This window comes from Salmonella sp. SJTUF15591 (assembly GCF_043356435.1).
Taxonomy (GTDB): Bacteria; Pseudomonadota; Gammaproteobacteria; order Enterobacterales; family Enterobacteriaceae; genus Salmonella; species Salmonella enterica.
Genome location: NZ_JBEUJO010000003.1, coordinates 490,561 through 506,987, shown reverse-complemented (window position 1 = coordinate 506,987; position 16,427 = coordinate 490,561). Strand labels below are relative to the sequence as shown.

Annotated in this window: 13 protein-coding genes; 2 read left to right on the top strand and 11 right to left on the bottom strand. The window is 49.5% G+C overall.

The window, feature by feature from the left end:
* The 8 genes from ABVM99_RS09905 to ABVM99_RS09870 all read right to left on the bottom strand — a co-directional run bounded on the left by ABVM99_RS09905 (window position 1) and on the right by ABVM99_RS09870 (window position 12,119).
* Complete coding sequence (locus tag ABVM99_RS09905) at window positions 1-546, bottom strand: fimbrial protein BcfE (protein WP_001082038.1); 546 nt, start codon at window positions 544-546, stop codon at window positions 1-3.
* Window positions 547-1,554, bottom strand: coding sequence for a fimbrial protein BcfD (locus tag ABVM99_RS09900; protein ID WP_000701245.1), 1,008 nt, complete (start codon window positions 1,552-1,554; stop codon window positions 547-549).
* Window positions 1,555-4,176: a fimbrial usher BcfC gene (gene bcfC, locus ABVM99_RS09895; RefSeq protein WP_023195073.1), complete on the bottom strand. Its 2,622-nt coding sequence runs from the start codon at window positions 4,174-4,176 to the stop codon at window positions 1,555-1,557.
* Window positions 4,177-4,180: 4 nt separating this feature from the next.
* Window positions 4,181-4,867 (bottom strand): fimbrial biogenesis chaperone BcfB, encoded by a 687-nt coding sequence (gene bcfB, locus ABVM99_RS09890; RefSeq protein WP_000742551.1) that lies wholly within the window; start codon window positions 4,865-4,867, stop codon window positions 4,181-4,183.
* A 100-nt stretch (window positions 4,868-4,967) separates the two neighbouring features.
* Window positions 4,968-5,510 (bottom strand): fimbrial protein BcfA, encoded by a 543-nt coding sequence (locus ABVM99_RS09885; RefSeq protein ID WP_000743357.1) that lies wholly within the window; start codon window positions 5,508-5,510, stop codon window positions 4,968-4,970.
* Between the two features lie 429 nt (window positions 5,511-5,939).
* A complete protein-coding gene (locus ABVM99_RS09880) occupies window positions 5,940-6,644 on the bottom strand; it encodes a winged helix-turn-helix transcriptional regulator (RefSeq protein ID WP_000738619.1) in 705 nt (234 codons plus the stop codon).
* A gap of 280 nt (window positions 6,645-6,924) precedes the next feature.
* The gene (locus ABVM99_RS09875; RefSeq protein WP_023195072.1) at window positions 6,925-9,921 is read right to left on the bottom strand and encodes a hypothetical protein; all 2,997 of its coding nucleotides are present in this window, start codon (window positions 9,919-9,921) and stop codon (window positions 6,925-6,927) included.
* A 92-nt stretch (window positions 9,922-10,013) separates the two neighbouring features.
* On the bottom strand, window positions 10,014-12,119 hold the full coding sequence (locus ABVM99_RS09870; protein ID WP_023195071.1) for a glycosyl hydrolase family 18 protein: 2,106 nt from the start codon (window positions 12,117-12,119) through the stop codon (window positions 10,014-10,016).
* 380 nt (window positions 12,120-12,499) lie between these two features.
* Between ABVM99_RS09870 and ABVM99_RS09865 the strand changes: the two genes are divergently transcribed.
* Both ABVM99_RS09865 and ABVM99_RS09860 read left to right on the top strand, forming a co-directional pair.
* On the top strand, window positions 12,500-12,943 hold the full coding sequence (locus ABVM99_RS09865) for a transcriptional regulator (protein ID WP_000860681.1): 444 nt from the start codon (window positions 12,500-12,502) through the stop codon (window positions 12,941-12,943).
* Window positions 12,944-12,959: 16 nt separating this feature from the next.
* On the top strand, window positions 12,960-13,493 hold the full coding sequence (locus tag ABVM99_RS09860; protein WP_001068132.1) for a glycoside hydrolase family 108 protein: 534 nt from the start codon (window positions 12,960-12,962) through the stop codon (window positions 13,491-13,493).
* A gap of 60 nt (window positions 13,494-13,553) precedes the next feature.
* Here the strand turns inward: ABVM99_RS09860 and ABVM99_RS09855 are convergent, their stop codons facing one another.
* The 3 genes from ABVM99_RS09855 to dnaJ form a co-directional block, all read right to left on the bottom strand.
* Window positions 13,554-13,898 (bottom strand): phage holin family protein, encoded by a 345-nt coding sequence (locus ABVM99_RS09855; protein ID WP_000026889.1) that lies wholly within the window; start codon window positions 13,896-13,898, stop codon window positions 13,554-13,556.
* A gap of 126 nt (window positions 13,899-14,024) precedes the next feature.
* Complete coding sequence (locus ABVM99_RS09850) at window positions 14,025-14,972, bottom strand: LysR family transcriptional regulator (protein ID WP_000534911.1); 948 nt, start codon at window positions 14,970-14,972, stop codon at window positions 14,025-14,027.
* A 280-nt stretch (window positions 14,973-15,252) separates the two neighbouring features.
* The gene (gene dnaJ, locus ABVM99_RS09845) at window positions 15,253-16,392 is read right to left on the bottom strand and encodes a molecular chaperone DnaJ (protein WP_001119009.1); all 1,140 of its coding nucleotides are present in this window, start codon (window positions 16,390-16,392) and stop codon (window positions 15,253-15,255) included.
* Window positions 16,393-16,427: the final 35 nt, after the last annotated feature.

Below are 16,427 nucleotides of genomic sequence, written 5' to 3'. Positions count from 1 at the left end.
TCATTCATACTGCATATCGAAATACATGACCGCCGTCGCGTTCCCGGACGTGACCGTCGGCCGGGTCGATTTATAGCGAATATAAAAAGACAGCGTGTTGCGTCCGGCTTTCAACGGATAGACCACCGAGTCGGCATTATTGATACTGATGGTATCCTGATCATCATTCAGAATTTCCACCCCAACCCCGCTTGCTAACATGTTTCCGCTTCCCATCCCGGTATCGGTTATCGCCAGTAGCGCGGGATTGTCCGGATCGGGTTCGCCGGTAAACCAGATCTTCGCCCCGGCAATTCCTCGGGAACAATTTTTGAGGTTGATATTAAAGGGCTTAAATTTTGTCGTTGTTCCTGTCGAAGGAAAATCGCCAACCGCAAACTGTCCTAAATCAATACTTTGACTGAGGCTGGAGATATCTATGTCGCAGGTTTGCGCCACAATAGTGCCGGTAAATTCGAGGTTATAAGCGAGGTCGTCAGCGCTGGCATTGATTTGCGGACACAGCATTAGTCCCATGGCAAAAAGAGCGCAGTGTGATCTGTTCATTTAGTCAAAGTCCACTCGCAGGCTGGCCAGTGCGGTAAATGCCCCTTCCGCAGGCGTTTCGCCTGTTGTACTTACCGGGTAGGCTTGCAATGTGATGTTAGCGCGTCCGGCGCTATCGGTGATAAAAGGCGCGACGCTCTGTACATCATTGGGGATAAGCGCGTTTCCTTCATCGGTTTCGACCACTACGCCGACATCGGCATTATCCGAAGCGATAGCCTGGGGAAAGTGGCTATCCGGCGTAGCGATAAGACGCATTGTTAAATTGACCTGCGAATCCAGACCGCTGCACTTTACCGGTACACTGAATTTTTTCGCCCGTACCCCCTCCGGCTTTTGGCCTGCATGGTTGAAATTGCCGCTGTATAATGCGCCGAAATTTACCAGAATCGTTTGTCCGGCGTTGATTTCACAGCTTTGCGGTACGGTCACCGTTCCACTATAAAGAATGCTGTATACGACATCTGTCAGCGGATCGCCTGCGGCGGTCATGACATAAACATTGAACATAGTCTTAGGACTAATATTCACCGTGCCGACGAACGGTTTAACAATTTTGAGCTGAAACTCCAGATTTGAGTCACGAACGTAAAACGGTTGACCCGCTTTCACATTTTCATCATATCCCATCAGAACGTTGTTCATTGGCGGATAGATATCGCCCGCCGAAGAATCCTCAATTCGCATTCCGCCTTCCAGGTAGTCCGGGTCCAGCTTTAAATATTTCCAGTTACCGCTCGTTTCTACGACCGGATATGGCGACACATAGGAGCGATAAGTCTGGCTATAGGTCGACGCGCCGGCGGGACACACCGCCTGTACATTAACTTCCTGGCTTTTTTCCAGTTGAACCGTCTTTCCCACCTGGTTTTGTTCTGCCGTCAGAGTGGTCGTTAAATCGTAATTAATACTGGAAGGTACACCGTTAACGTTTTTACACACGTCTGCGAAGGCGTACTGCGATACGACACTTCCCGCCAGCAGAGCAAATAAAAGAGGTATTTTCATTTAATGACACTCCGCATGTTGTCGACTCAGAATCTGACGGGAGGAAGAGAGATGATAGGACGCGACGCACTGTTGATCCGGCAGGTTCCCCCAGCGAACGTGCAGAACGCCTTGCGCTGACAACCCGGAAAGATAGACCTCCCCGGCTTCGTCAACAATCGCCTCCGCATGGCGATCATTCACCGTCACCGTTGCGCCAAAGGGTACAGGCTTACCGTTATGATTCAGCGTTACCAGGGCACGCGCGCCGACTCGCGCTTTAAAGCGGGCCAGAACCAGCGCGCCTTCGGTCGGCACAACGCGAGTCACCGCGTCATCAATATCGACATCATCAGCCATGGCGTTAACGTCCAGCGCCATACGGTTTTGGCGATATGTCGTCGCATACGGCACCACCGCATAGCCACGCGCGTCCGTATGAATACCCGGCTGGTCGACAACGCCGACGTTGGCTGCGCCCGGCGCGGCAATCAAAATATTGGTATTGCCTAACGGCTGGCTTAGCGTCACTCCATGCGCGTGCGCCACCAGGCCGCCGCTCAGGCCATAGTTCACCTGCTGGTAATCGCCGTTATCGCTAACGTTATAGCCAATATTGGCGTTACCTTTCGCGCCATCGTATTCCAGGCTAGCGGCGCCGCTTTCGCCAATACCGTGATTCTGATAGCCTTGCTGTATGTTGTAACTAAGATTGTTTTCGTCCAACAGTGTGCCGCTAAGGCCCGCATTCTGCGTAACGTTATGCTGTTTGTCCGTACTGGTGCTAAAGGTAGCGTAAACATTGTGATGGCGCGTGACCTCATCATCGTGTTGCAGCCATTGACTTAGCGGCACCGAGATATTCAGCGCGAAAATTTGATCGCGCTCCGCATCGCCTGCGGATTTGTTATTGTTGTAAGAAACGCTCCATGCAATACCCGCCAGCGTATCGCTGTATCCCACCTGCAACAAAGAATCCTTTTCATCAGTGTGCCAGTAACTTTGCTGACTGCCGGTAATAAAAAGCGATCCCAACCCGCCTAACTGTTGATTGATATCGAGTTGTACTTTGCCCCTCCGGGTATAATAAAGATTGTAATAATCCGCCCATTCCGGCCTGCTTTTATCGCTGTCAGTCCGACTGTCATCGTCATAGCCGCTCATCCGTTTCCACGTGGTATCATCCAGCGTGTAAAAGCCCGAGGTTGAATAGCGATAACCCATAAGCTGTAAATTGGTTCCTGACTGTGCAAGCGATTTGGCATACAGGAAACGCAGCGATTGCCCCTGGTAGGTGTTATTATCCGCCAGCGTACTGGTAGCCTGGGTGACATCCAGCGACACCGCGCCCCAGTCGCCCAGATTTGCGCCGCTGCCGATCGCCAGCGCGTGATAATGACTGGAAAGTTGTGTTCCGCCATACAGCGTAAAACCATGCGGTAACCCCCATATCAAGGTCGCCTGACTGAATTTCACCTTCTCTTTTTGACTACTATCGCTGCGATACTCCGCCACCGTCGCCGCATACTTCAACCGCCCTTCTCGTTGTAGAATCGGTACGGCGGAATAGGGCACGTTATAGCGATTAATAGAACCGTCGGATTCTTTGACTTCCACAGTCAAATCGCCGCTGGCGGCGGTAGGATAGAGATCATTAATAGTAAATGCCCCGGGCGGCACATAGCGCTGATTGATGATGTAGCCGTTTTGCCGAATGGTCACTTGCGCGTTGCTTCTGGCAATGCCGTGAATGGTCGGCGCGAAGCCCTTCATGCTGTCTGGCAACATATTGTCGTCAGACGCCAGTTGTAGCCCGCGAAAAGGAAGGCTGTCGAATAATGCGGAGGGGGTGTAACTATCGCCTGCCGTCAGTTCTCCCTGCAAAAAGACCACATCACGTTCCAGATAAGTACTGATGTGCTGCCAGTCGCTGTCGCTATTCTGATCGCCGCTATTCGCGTTCCATGTGGAGTAGTCGCGTAACCGCCAGGCCCCCAGATTAAGGCCGCTATTCAATCCAAGAAAATAGCTGTTCTCCGCACTGCCGCCGGGGCTCCGATCCTGACTATTCGCGCCGGTAAAGGTGTAATTCAATAGCAACGCGTTAATACCTTCATCCCAGTATTGCGGTGGGATATAGCCTCTCGCGCTGGCAACCATCGCCGCCTGCGGGATGCTAATGTCGAGACGTTGCTGCGCAAAATCAAAGCGGGTCCGGGCGGCCGGTATCGCACTGGCGAGATCCGGGCAACTTCCCGCCGCCGCCTTCGCCAACAGTGGAAACGCCCCGGTGTTTACCCCCATATTTTTAAGCATTTCAGGCGTCAGGCAGGCGCGTAATCCGCTGTCATCGGTGGGCGCGCTTTTTCCCGCCGTCTTCACCGCCTGGAAGGCAATGTCTCTGGTCGCGAGAAACGTATTGTTCAGGTAAACGTCAACGCGATACATCCCCGCCGCCTGGGCATTACGGGAAAAGGTCGATAAGTCGGCCACCGCAGACGGGTCGTCAGACAGAAACGCCAGGTTGAAATAGTTTTCCGCCCACCCCGGCGCAGGCACCAGTGCGATAGCCAACGCCAGCGGGGTTAATACGGGTTTAGCTACGCTGGAGTAATATCGCGTCATGAAAAGCTGATTACGCATAACATCATGAAGCTGGACAAACGCGTGCTGGCGTCGTTGCGCCAAAATCGTTTACCGTGCGCAAAGATACCTGGCCGGGCGTCGCCGGGAGAGTGATCGCGCCTTTCGGCGGTACCATAGTATTCGGCAGTTTTTTCCCCGCGCTGTACAGTTCAACCATCGAAACGTAGTACGGCGAAGGGTTAGTAATCGTTAGCTGGCCGCGCTCGTTACGGCAGCGAAGCGTCGACGGGGCATGAGCTGGCGCCTCCGCCAGATTTTTCGGGCGGATAAATAGCTTAATCACGCTTTGCGTCGCAATTTGCAGGGAGTTGCCGGTCAATTTATTTTTATCGACAGAGGGTATCGCTTTACTGTTTAAATAAAATACGCTTTCGCGATCGGTCGGTAATGACGGCCCGACATACATAATACGTAATATATTTTCTTTTTTAGGCTGGATCACAAAGAGAGGCGGCGTAATGATAAAGTCCGTCGAGCGTGAACCATCGGCATTGGCGACCCATGACTGAATTAAAAAAACATTGCTAGCAGAAGAATTAATAATCGGCAAGGAGGTTTGCTTACTTCCCTGCGGATAAATCACTCTGGTCGCGCCCAGCGCAATGCCTCCCGCCTGCGCGGCAAACGACAGGCCGGCCGCCGACAGCAGTAGCAATAATCGAAGGAAAATCGGTACGTTTTTTTTCATCTGCGTAATATCCTGATGCCGTCGGTTTGTTACGCGCAGTGACGCGCGTAACGCCCCTTTCTCGCCTCCCAACAGACGAGAAAAAAATCCCGATAAGGAATCAGGAATAAACCATGCTAAATGTCGCCGTCGCGGTAACATTACCGGCAGTCGCCGTACCGGTAGCGATATAATCTACGCTAAGCGGAATAACGTTTTCGCCATCGTTCAAGGTAACAGTACTGGACGATTCACCGATATTCAGCGCCTGGCCATCTGGTCCATAAAGTTGTAATGCCACATTCGTCGCCGAACCTGCCCCAGCGGTATTCGCCAGCGACCCCGGCTGGTTTGCGTCCTGTTGGCCATTAAAAATCACCGCCGCATTCTGGCTGGTCTGAGTATCGCAGTCTTCCAGTTTGATGGTGAAATCTTCTTTTTGATTCGCCACCATACCGGCCTCGGTTAATTTACTGGCGCGAACCTGGCCTAATGTCACGGTCTGATCGACAGAGTCAGCGGAAACAGAACAGGCGGCGTCAACGACCTGTCCGACAAAATTTACCGTACCGCCAGTGACGGTTGTAGTATCCGCTTGCGCGGTGGACAACATTCCGCCAAAGGCAATTGCAGAGACCATTAATGCTAGTACAGGCTTTTTCATTCAAGCTCCTTTTAAATATAAAAATGAGGGTAATCAGATTTTTTAACGAAACGGCTGCTGATATTTCTTCACAGCAATATCACGACTTTTTCTTATGCGAAAAAAAGTGTCTTCTTGTTCTGATATAAATGTCAGAAGCAATAAAACAGCCACTCAACGTCGTGAGTTAATCTTTACGTTATAATGAGATAACGATGTTATTAATTATTAGCAAGCCAACGGCAAGTTGCAATCATCGACATTTGGTTTTATAGGACCAGGCATAACTTATTGTTTTATATTAACTTTACACCAGTCGTTCGGCCTATCTCCTTTAGCCGTATTGACTTTTTAAAAATAGCCTTCATAACAACCTTCAATAAAACATTTTATTAACGATAACAGGCAAATTCAGTCGAGATATGTAAATATATCGTTGCGTATGGTACATTAATACGCCACTGGCAGTTTTCCGAGCGCCGTCAGCCGCCCATTATCAATATGGATATACCCACCTTTTTTTAGTTCAGACAGAATCTTCATGGTCCGACTGCGCGATATCCCGGTACGCCGTTGAATAAAATTCAACACGATAATGCTTTCCCGGTAGGCCTGTGGATAAGCCCAGATTTCAGTCAGCAGCGCCCGAACTTTCAGATAAGAATCAACGCCGACTAATTCACGATCGCGCGCGCTCATCACCATCAGACGGTAAGCCAGACAACGGGCCACGTCGTGCCACAAATCGCATTCATCGGCGATTTTTATAAAATCCGGCAGGCGAACAAATCTACCGGTACAAACCGTTTCTGCGAGCAAAAAGTGTTCCGGTCGCGCGGGGACATTATAGGTAGCGCCATAGCTGTCAACCATACCCACGACCGATGGCGCAAACGATGAAGATATATGGAGTCGTTTGTCATTATGACAGAAAGAAACAACGCCTGACTCCAGTAATACAATGTAGTGTTCATCGTTTGCCTGTAAATAAAACTCATCGCCGATACCCAGCGTAAACGGTTGACCAAATGGCAACAAGGCCGAAAATAAGGCATCAATCGCCGCGTGAGGTTTAGCCTGCTGAGAAAAAAGAAAAGAGTGTAATGAATTCTCATTATTATCTTTAGCAAAAGCGTCGTTCATCATTTTTTTCATTAACGGTTGTCTACTCAATGTAGCGCCACAGTATAACCTCTCAAAAAGTACTTAAATTAATAATAAATAACATCACTATGCAGTATTTCTGTATTCACAACGCACTAATACGCAATATTTTTAAGATTAAGACAATTCTTAATACAAAATGATTACAGAAAATTAATAACGAATTACGCATAAAGAATGAGAGGTCAGGGGGCGCAGGAAAAGAGATTCGAAAGCACGCGCCTTCGAATCTCAAACTAATAGTCCAGATTAATGCAAATAAACAGTGATATTATCTGAAATAGCGTGGAGCAGCATAATACTCTACCATTTTATCCGCCAGCCAGCCGCCGTCTTCACCGTTAGAATGGATTGTCGTAATACTGATAGTAGAACCACCGCCCCATAAGATCGAAAAGACGTTAAAGTCCGGTAGGTTCAGCGCCTGCATCTGGCCCCAGTCATACCCTTTATCTTTACGTAAAAAGTCGCCGACGGTCGGGACGCCGTAAGTCGCGCTATTTAAGGCCGTATTGAGTAGCTGCAAAGAGAGCGTGTCAGGATCGCTGCCAATACGGGCGTCACCCATAAAAAAGGTTCCGCCGGATGCAAAGTGCGCAGCGCTGACTTTACTGACGCCCTCTTCTACTGTAGGCATATGGCCGCCAGGGATTTGCCACAGCATGGCGGGCGTCAGCAGCGCTTTCGTCACCTGTTTGACCATCGCCAGGTAATTAAGCCAGCATGTCGCATTCCAGCCATAGTGGGCAAGCGCATCAGGACTGAAACAGTCACGCTCAAATTTATCAAACGCAATAAAGTCCGGCGCATATTCTCCGCTGTAAACGCCCAGTTCATGAATAAATCCGGCGATCGCCTGCCCTTCAGCTACCGGATCAGCGGTATCGCGCAGCACCCAGTCCGCCGTTCCTGTCGCCCAGACATTCGTCTGCCAGCCAAAAGCCACATCCGGGGCAAACTGACGAACAAGATAGTTCACCGCCTGAATATAGCCGTAGAGATCGTCGCTAAACGTCGGCAACGAAGGCGCGATAAAGCCAGCCATCGCCGGTAAGGCTTGTATCGCCGCCGCCAGTTGGGCATTCACCGGCACACTGTTTTTTTGCCGTACTACGGTATAGCCATACGGTCCTTGCTGTAGCGCCCCGAGAAAATCCGGGTTAAGCACAAAGGTGGCCGGGACAGGATGCGTCTCATCTTTGTATGACTGCGCCGCCAGACACTGGGTAATAAAGTTACCAAAATGGTTACGTAGCTTTTGCGCATCCTGTAAATCCGCCAGCGCGCTACCGCCGCTGGCATTCGCGGTATAAATGACCATTACCGGCATGATGCTACGCCCGGCTTCTTTTTCTATCTGGCGCACCAGCGCAACGGTTTTATGGATCGGTAACGTCGCGTAATCCAGAAAACCATCCCCGTTCACGTCAACCTCCGCGGCCGGAACCGGATCGCCGCCGCCGTCAAAACCATCGTATTTAAACAACGCGCTAAACGGTATATCGCGATAAAGAGAAACCGTCTCTGGCGCGTTAACCGTCACGCCGCCATGTGCAAGGTAATCAGGCCAACCTTTTACCTGTAGCGTCACGCCGGGCAGAAACTCCAGCGCCACATGGTTGACCTTTTGCAACAACCGTAGCGGCCCGGCCTGTTCACAACGCCACGGCACACTGTCGATGAAAATATCGTCCGTCTGAACATCATACAGCCCGGGCGCAAAGCGTAATGCCAACGTCTGCCGATCGCTGCCGCTCTCCAGCATTAATGAGTACTGATATTTACCGCTGCTGAACAGATAACGCTGCGGCGCGACGCCATCGGGCAGACCCAGTATAGTGGCATCCACCGTCACGAAACTCGCCGTGTCGAGCGCTGACTGTTGGTAAGCGACAGCAACCTCGGCAACCTGCGCCGCAGCAGGGATAAAACCCGTAAGCTGTATGGGTGCCGATATAAAGCGGTTATTAATCATCGCAGGCTGCAGATTGACCGTATAATGATGCCCCGCCAGTAGCCGGGTGATTAACTGCGGTTGGTTGGCGATCAGCGTGACGGTACGCTCATCCGCTTGCGTAGTATCGGCGATATCAACGGTCAATTTCGCATTACCAAGCGCAGGGGCGTCAATCATCAGACGCGCGCTGGCATAACGGACAATTGGCAGACAGGATACCTGGACCTGCGCGGCGGCATCGCCGGATTGCAGCGTAACGGTAAAAGAGGACTCGACTGGCGCGATTTGCATCTCATTATTCGCCAGTACCGGTACGGTAAGCCGATACGTTCCTGCGCTAAGATCGCCTATTGTCAGAACCTCGCCCCACTCACCGACAAAGCGCCGGGTTTCGCCGGCAGGAAACAGCAGCTCAATTGCCGGTTTGAGCGCCACGGTCTGCGTCATGGCAGGAAAATGAACGCAAATTTTTCCCTGACGGGCAGGGTCATGGGCCAACGTCGCGCTCAAATCGCTGATGGCAACTGGCATCTGCGTGGCAGCCAGATAGCACTGTAATTCGGCGGTATCCCCCGCCGCCAGCATCAGCGCGCCGTCATGATTAATGGTGATGGTATTCTTCTCGATGGGCCATCCCCCATCGCTGGCCAGCGTCACGGCCTGATTTCCCAGCATTGTTCCCTGAAACGGACTGTAGGGGTCGGGGTGCGCGCTGGCCGTAAAATTCAGTTGAAGCTGATTGAGATCTATCGCCTGGGCGTAGAGGTTGGTCAGCGTAAAGGTGACGCGTTGATACCAACTCGCGGCATTCAACTCGCTAACGTTAAGCGTAAGGCCGCGTTCCTGAAGGTCATTGTCCTTTTCCGGCACATCGGGTTCGGCGGGTTGTTCGTCTGCGGCGGGTATCGCTGGCGTCTCCTGATCGGATGGGGTTTCAGACTCTGCGTCTTCGGATGACGATGACGCCAGCGTCAAGGTGATGGCGGACATTTTTACCGGCACCTGCGTCGCCGCGAGGCTGAAAGAGAGCGTCCCGCGTTCGCCCGGCTGAAGAAGTAATGCATCGTTGTTATTAATGATGATGTTGTTAGTTTCCAGCGTGCCATACGAACTCTCATTCAGCGTAAGCGGCAGGTTCCCTTTGAGCGTACCGCCGCTATTTCCCCATGGATCGATGTGCCCGGAAGCCGTGAATGATATTGCGGCATGGTTCATATCGACCGCATTACCGCTCTCATTGATGAAGGTTAAGGTGATTTTTTGATACCAGCTGTTGACGTCAAATGCGCTGGCATGGATGGAAATGGTCATGGTCTGCTCTTCCTCTGTCCCTGGTGGAGAAAAGCCCCGGTAAACCGGGGCTTGAATCATGAAGCCCAATACATCGTGCTTAATGCCGTGTATTAGTAAGCGCCAAGATCGGTCCATGCACCGCCGACTCCGCAGTTCAGGTCAGGCTGGTCGCCCATAGACCACCATTTCACCTGATAGTTATGGCCTTTCCAGCTAACGATTTCGAAAGAACCCCAGTTTGCGCCATAAACGGTAGAAGCATCCCACTGCGCGTAAGGTGACGTTTTGTCATCTGCTGACGTATCATCCTCAGCCGGCGTGGTATCTTCTTCCTCGTCCGGTACAGGAACGATAATCTCTTCTTCCTCTTCCGGTTCCGGTTCCGGTTGAACCGGAGATAGCGCAGGCACAGCCGTCAGAACAAAGCGCTGTTGAGAGGACGGTTCGTTGTAGCAGTCGCGTACAAACAGGGTGAACTGGAAGGCTGTTTTTTCGCTAACTTCCGGTACCACAACCTCAATGATTTCAGCCGTTTTGTCTGCCACAGTGATTTGAGAAGGCACGCCCCAGCTAAAGGACAGCTCATCGTTATCTTCATCAGAAGAACCTGCGCCAGACAGCTGTACCGTAGATCCGCCTACGACCAGCAGTTCAATCGCCGCTTTCGGCGCGTGGTTGACCTTCTGCGCGTCGTCGCTGTCGCTCTGCTCTTCATCTTTTTCTACATTGATACCTTCAAAGTAGAACGGTTCCATATCGATAACTTCAGATTCGATTTCATAACCCAGACCTTCACGCACGGCGTTAACCAGCACGCCGTTGTCCTGATCGATAGTCCAGGTAAACACGCCGCCCAGGCCCAGTTTCGCTGCATATTCGCCTTTTGCTTTGACGGTACGCGGCGTATCCAGGGATAAAAACAGTTTGGATTCCGGGCTATACAGGTAGTCAGCATCAGCGACATGGTCGGTGTAAACGTTGAAACCGTTACGGCCTTTCTGGTTTTCCAGATCCAGGTAGCTATAAATGACGTCATACCATTCGCTGGTGCCGGATTCGAAGGAACCGGTAGTAACGCCAGAACCTGGGTTGTAAGAACCTTTCAGCGGCGACAGGGATTCAATTTCTACCTGACGAGCGTTACGGGTATAGCCGGCATAACCGATGTTGATACGGTCAGCGGAGAAACCTTCCGCCAGCAGGTGATCAACGATAGTTTCGACAGCCCAGCCGCCCTCTTCCAGCGCTTTGCGGTTAGTGTGGTGGCCCAGCGTTTCCGCCCACGGCGTACCGAAGAAGTCATAGGTCATCAGGTTGATGCCATACAGGCCGGCAGCCATCAGATCTTTTACTTTCGCATAGTCAAAAATAGTAGTGACAGCAGAAGCGGCAATAGAGATTTTCACATTGCTCAGACCCGCGGAATCCAGCTGTTTACGCAGTTCGGCAATCAGCAGCGCGTAGTTAGCGCCATCTTCCGGACCAAACGGGTTGCCCGCCCCTTCATCGTTCGGGTATTCCCAGTCAATATCCACTTCGCTGAACATCGGGAATTGTTTGAACAGTTTCACCACGCCTTTGGCGAAGATTTTACGAGAAGAGTCAGAAGCGGCGGTTTCGTGGAACCCGTTACTCATGCTCCAGCCGCCGATACTCATGGAGAGCGCCAGCGTGTGACCTGCGGCTTTCGCTTTTGCCTGCATATCACGCAGCGCGCCCAGCATACCTTTGGCGTTAGCCTGGGTCACGGTTTTCGGATCAACATCCCAGCCGCTGGTTTCAAAACCCAGGTTGATATAAGACTGGAAATCACCCCACGGATCGAGGAAGGTCGGCTCATATTTCACTTTGCCGCACTGTGCTGCCGCTTCTGCTACGACGTCGCGGTCTTCTTTATCAATTTTTCTGAAACCGGTGATGCCAACAAAGCCAAAAATCAGTTTGTCATAAGCCGTCGGTGAAACGTTGGTTAAATCATAACCACGGCCTGGTTCGGACATATTGCCTTGCAGACGGCTGTCATACTGTGACCAGTCGGTGTAATAACCGAATACCTTCGGTTTAGTCGTGGAATTTTTATATTTATTGTATACCGGTTTCGCAACACGAGCGGAAGTATAGCTTATTTTATCATCGCTTGTTGCAGGGTCAAAACCATTCGCTGCATGAGTAGTTTCAGTAATTGTATCGCCTTGAATCAGTTTGCTTGTAGCCATTTTCAAATTTCCTTTTACGTTTCAAAATTGTCGCAGCTCGTTCTGCGGGGTCCATAATCGTTACAGGCATAAAAAATAGCTAATCACAAAACATCATCTTTTTAGATGATATAAAAATCATAAAAATGAGGTTAACAACACCGTCTGTCGAAGAGAAAACAACACCTTTCAGCGCCCGCTTACTCCGTTCTGGTGAGAGCATAGTAAATATCATTTATCATGTAATTAAATATCATTTAATTTCAATGAAATAATGTGATTACACTCGCTATAGACAATGACAATACAATAAAACCAGTGACATTTATTGGATTAAGACATTTCTCATACAATATAGTCACCACAGACAACCAGGATGTACATTTCTAAAGGAAGACGTTATGAAAACTTATATCATTAATAGCAACTGCATTTACAATGAAGGTAAATATGAACTGAGGACGGTCTCAAATTCACAGGTTATTAAAATGACTGCGATGAGAGCCAAATGTCTCAGTTTCATCATCGAGAATGCTCATCTGGAGATTATCGAGCGACAAAAAATAACCACTGCGTTATGGGGAAGTCGAAGCCACTATGTTAATGATGCAAATCTAACGCAGATTCTCTATTTAATCAGACGTGACCTTAAAGCGCTTGGTATTAACGATCTTTTTATTACCATTCCAAGACAAGGTCTCAAAGTGAATAGTGATATCGCCATTATCGCGACGGATAGCGAAACAAAGGGAAGAAAAAAACAGATTGTACGGCAAACCATCGCCGCCCTGACGACCGTATTTTCAGTAACGTTAGGTTCTCTCATGTATCTGCATATTCACTAAGCGAAGGAAAGGGAAGATGAATCCAATTATAGATGGAATTATTGCGCTTGAAGGCGGTTACGTATTTAACCCTAAAGATAAAGGCGGCGCCACCCATTGGGGCATTACCGAAGCCACGGCGCGAGCGCATGGCTATGCTGGCGATATGCGGGATCTGACCCACGCTGAAGCCTACGCGATTCTCGAAGAGGATTACTGGATAAAACCAGGCTTTGACGTCATCTCGACGCTATCGTGGCCAGTCTCCTTCGAGCTGTGCGATGCGGCAGTCAACATAGGCGCTTACCACCCCAGCGCGTGGCTGCAACGCTGGTTGAACGTCTTTAATCACGAAGGTAAACGCTACCCGGATATTCATGTGGATGGCAATATTGGCCCGCGGACGCTTGCCGCTCTCGAACATTATTTGGCCTGGCGAGGCCAGGAAGGGGAAGCCGTTTTGGTGAAAGCCCTCAATTGCAGTCAGGGCACGTACTACTTAAACGTTGCTGAGAAAAACCACAATAACGAACAATTTATTTATGGCTGGATCAAGAATAGAGTGACCTAGACCCGGCTGAAAAAAAACGCGTAAAAGGCTCACGGATGAGCCTGATACCGCGAATGATAATTAATCTGAATTATTTCCTTCGATAATTTTTTTAATCCGCCGCCCAAGAATTTTTAAGATCGGACTCGCGAAAACACCGCCTAAGCCTGCCGCCAACAGAACAATGTTGAAACTGCACTCTTTTTCGATCGCAATCGCGCTTAACAAGAAGCTGGTGAAGCAAGAAATCACGATCTGCGTTAAGCAATATTTTATACTTTCATGAGAACTATTATATTCTGTCTTATCTTTGCGTAAAAGATAGCTGACAAAGCCTCCCCACGCGCCAATCGAAATAATAGTGAGTAAGATCTCTAGCTCCAATAGCACAACTTCCGTTGTCGACACATGGTTGGGAATAGACATTTTAACACTCCGAAATCATTATAAATGAATAATTAACACAAGGAGTGTAAGCGCCCTGTCAGAAGGGTAAAAATCAAAGCACATCATTTAAAACCATATTAAATCAAAGCGTAAAAATGAGGTGTATTAGCGACGGAAGGAGGAAAGCGTTTGTAACATACTTACCATCTCATTAATCGTCGATATATTTCTACTATTTTTATTCCAGGATGCATAGACCTGAACTGACTTCAAAGCCAGTTCGGGCGGAGGCTGAATAAATTTAATGTCATATTTACGATGATTTTTATAAAAAAGCGCTAATTTCAAAGGCATCAATGCAATCAATGAGGTTCGTTCGATCATGCTCATCAAACCGTTAAGCGAATCACTGCGATAGCCGACAATACGCCTGCCAGTATAGTAAAGCTCATCCTTAAATAACTCGCTATCATGATATATCACTGAAGCCCCCATCCCCGGCTGATATAACGCATGACGCGAAGAATAAAAATGATGTAGCGATAGCTGTGAGAGGGTACTCAGCATGTGTTTACTGCTACAGATACAAACAAATGATTTAAAACTATCAATAATTTGATTCTCTATGCCGGACTCCAGCAAAGGTTCGGCACTAATCAACAGATCGCCTTGCGCAGTAAACAGAAGTTCGCTGATATGCTCCCGACTCATATTTCTGACAGTGAAATGATTTATCAAAATACGGTCAAATATATCGCTGTTATAGAGCTGAGAAAGATAATAGCTTTCAACAATATCACTGCCTAATAACGTTATCTGGAACGCTTCATCTTTTTTGCTATTACAGAGAAATGTGTCATCCACCAGTTTCATCACCTGACTGAAATTTTGGTGAATGTCGACAGCCTTAGCTGTGGGGATGAGCCCGCCTTTCCCTCTGCTAAACAGTTCTTCCGGGTAATAACTCTGCAGGCGCTTTAACGCCAGAGAAACGGCAGCCGGTGTAATGCCTAACTTTTTTGCCGCCATAGCCGCATTTCCTGACAAAATAACAGCGTCAAGAATTTTGATTAAATTATAATCAAAGCTCTTGTTGGCACCTTTCGATCCCATTCGCTGTCTGCCTCCGGAAACTAAAAAAAGCAATATAGATAATACTCAAGATAAATCAATTCACAGCATCTAAAAAAGCAATCATTAATGTCATCACATCACGTTTTTTTAAAGAATAAGCGTATACAAAACTGCTGATTAACATCAATTTGTTTATCAGTAAAAACAAAATATCAACAAATGAGAGGATACGATGCGTTTAACAGAAGCCTGGGCGCGTACAGGCAGAAAAAAGCCCGGATATACACCCGGGCTGAAGAAAAATACAACGGGAAAAAGATTAGCGAGTCAAATCGTCAAAGAATTTTTTCACGCCGTCAAAGAAGCTTTTTGAACGCGGGCTGTTTTTCTCTCCCGTCGGGCCGCCAAAACTTTCCTGAAGATCTTTTAGCAATTGCTTCTGTTTTTCGCTCAGACCGACCGGCGTTTCAACCACCACACGGCACAGCAAATCGCCCTGCGCGCCACCGCGTACGGACTTCACGCCTTTGCCGCGCATACGGAACAGCTTGCCCGTTTGTGTTTCGCTCGGTACTTTCAGCATCACGCGACCATCTAACGTCGGCACTTCAATTTCACCGCCCAGCGCCGCCATCGCAAAGTTGATCGGCACTTCGCAATAAAGATTATTGCCTTCACGCTCGAAAATAGGGTGTTGTTTCACCTGGACCTGAACATACAAGTCGCCTGCCGGTGCGCCATGCTCGCCCGCTTCGCCCTCGCCTGCCAGACGAATACGATCGCCGGTATCCACGCCCGCCGGGATTTTAACGGACAGAGTTTTACTCTTTTCAACACGCCCATGACCGTGGCATTTATGGCACGGATCTTTGATCAGCGTACCGCGTCCCTGACAGTGTGGGCAGGTCTGCTGTACAGCAAAGAATCCCTGGCGCATCTGTACCTGACCAGAACCATGACAGGTCGGACAGGTTTGCGGTTGCGTGCCAGCTTTCGCCCCGCTGCCGTGGCAAACGTCGCACTCCTCCAGCGTCGGAATACGGATCTCTTTGGTCACGCCACGCACCGCTTCTTCCAGGGTGAGATCCATGTTATAACGCAAATCAGCCCCACGCGCCGCACGTTGGCGACCACGCCCGCCGCCAAAGATATCGCCAAAAACGTCACCAAAGATATCACTGAAATCAGCGCCGCCATTAAAGCCGCCGCCAAATCCGCCGCCCATACCGCCTTGTTCAAACGCGGCGTGACCATACTGATCGTAGGCTGCGCGTTTTTGCGCATCGGTCAGCACTTCATAGGCTTCTTTAATCTCTTTAAATTTAGCTTCGGCCTCTTTATCACCCTGATTGCGGTCCGGATGATATTTCATGGCCAGGCGCTTATACGCCTTTTTGATTTCACGCTCTTCCGCTGTTTTGGAAACGCCTAAAATCTCGTAGTAATCTCTTTTCGCCATCTCTTTTCATCTGCCCTTAACATGCATACACGGGC

Coding starts and splice junctions, on each gene's coding strand:
- ABVM99_RS09865 (WP_000860681.1), top strand. CDS start 12,500: ATGAAAACTTATATCATTAATAGCAACTGCATTTACAATGAAGGTAAA.
- ABVM99_RS09880 (WP_000738619.1), bottom strand. CDS start 6,644: ATGAAAAAAATGATGAACGACGCTTTTGCTAAAGATAATAATGAGAAT.
- ABVM99_RS09900 (WP_000701245.1), bottom strand. CDS start 1,554: ATGAAAATACCTCTTTTATTTGCTCTGCTGGCGGGAAGTGTCGTATCG.
- ABVM99_RS09885 (WP_000743357.1), bottom strand. CDS start 5,510: ATGAAAAAGCCTGTACTAGCATTAATGGTCTCTGCAATTGCCTTTGGC.
- ABVM99_RS09860 (WP_001068132.1), top strand. CDS start 12,960: ATGAATCCAATTATAGATGGAATTATTGCGCTTGAAGGCGGTTACGTA.
- bcfC (WP_023195073.1), bottom strand. CDS start 4,176: ATGCGTAATCAGCTTTTCATGACGCGATATTACTCCAGCGTAGCTAAA.
- bcfB (WP_000742551.1), bottom strand. CDS start 4,867: ATGAAAAAAAACGTACCGATTTTCCTTCGATTATTGCTACTGCTGTCG.
- dnaJ (WP_001119009.1), bottom strand. CDS start 16,392: ATGGCGAAAAGAGATTACTACGAGATTTTAGGCGTTTCCAAAACAGCG.
- ABVM99_RS09855 (WP_000026889.1), bottom strand. CDS start 13,898: ATGTCTATTCCCAACCATGTGTCGACAACGGAAGTTGTGCTATTGGAG.
- ABVM99_RS09905 (WP_001082038.1), bottom strand. CDS start 546: ATGAACAGATCACACTGCGCTCTTTTTGCCATGGGACTAATGCTGTGT.
- ABVM99_RS09875 (WP_023195072.1), bottom strand. CDS start 9,921: ATGACCATTTCCATCCATGCCAGCGCATTTGACGTCAACAGCTGGTAT.
- ABVM99_RS09870 (WP_023195071.1), bottom strand. CDS start 12,119: ATGGCTACAAGCAAACTGATTCAAGGCGATACAATTACTGAAACTACT.
- ABVM99_RS09850 (WP_000534911.1), bottom strand. CDS start 14,972: ATGGGATCGAAAGGTGCCAACAAGAGCTTTGATTATAATTTAATCAAA.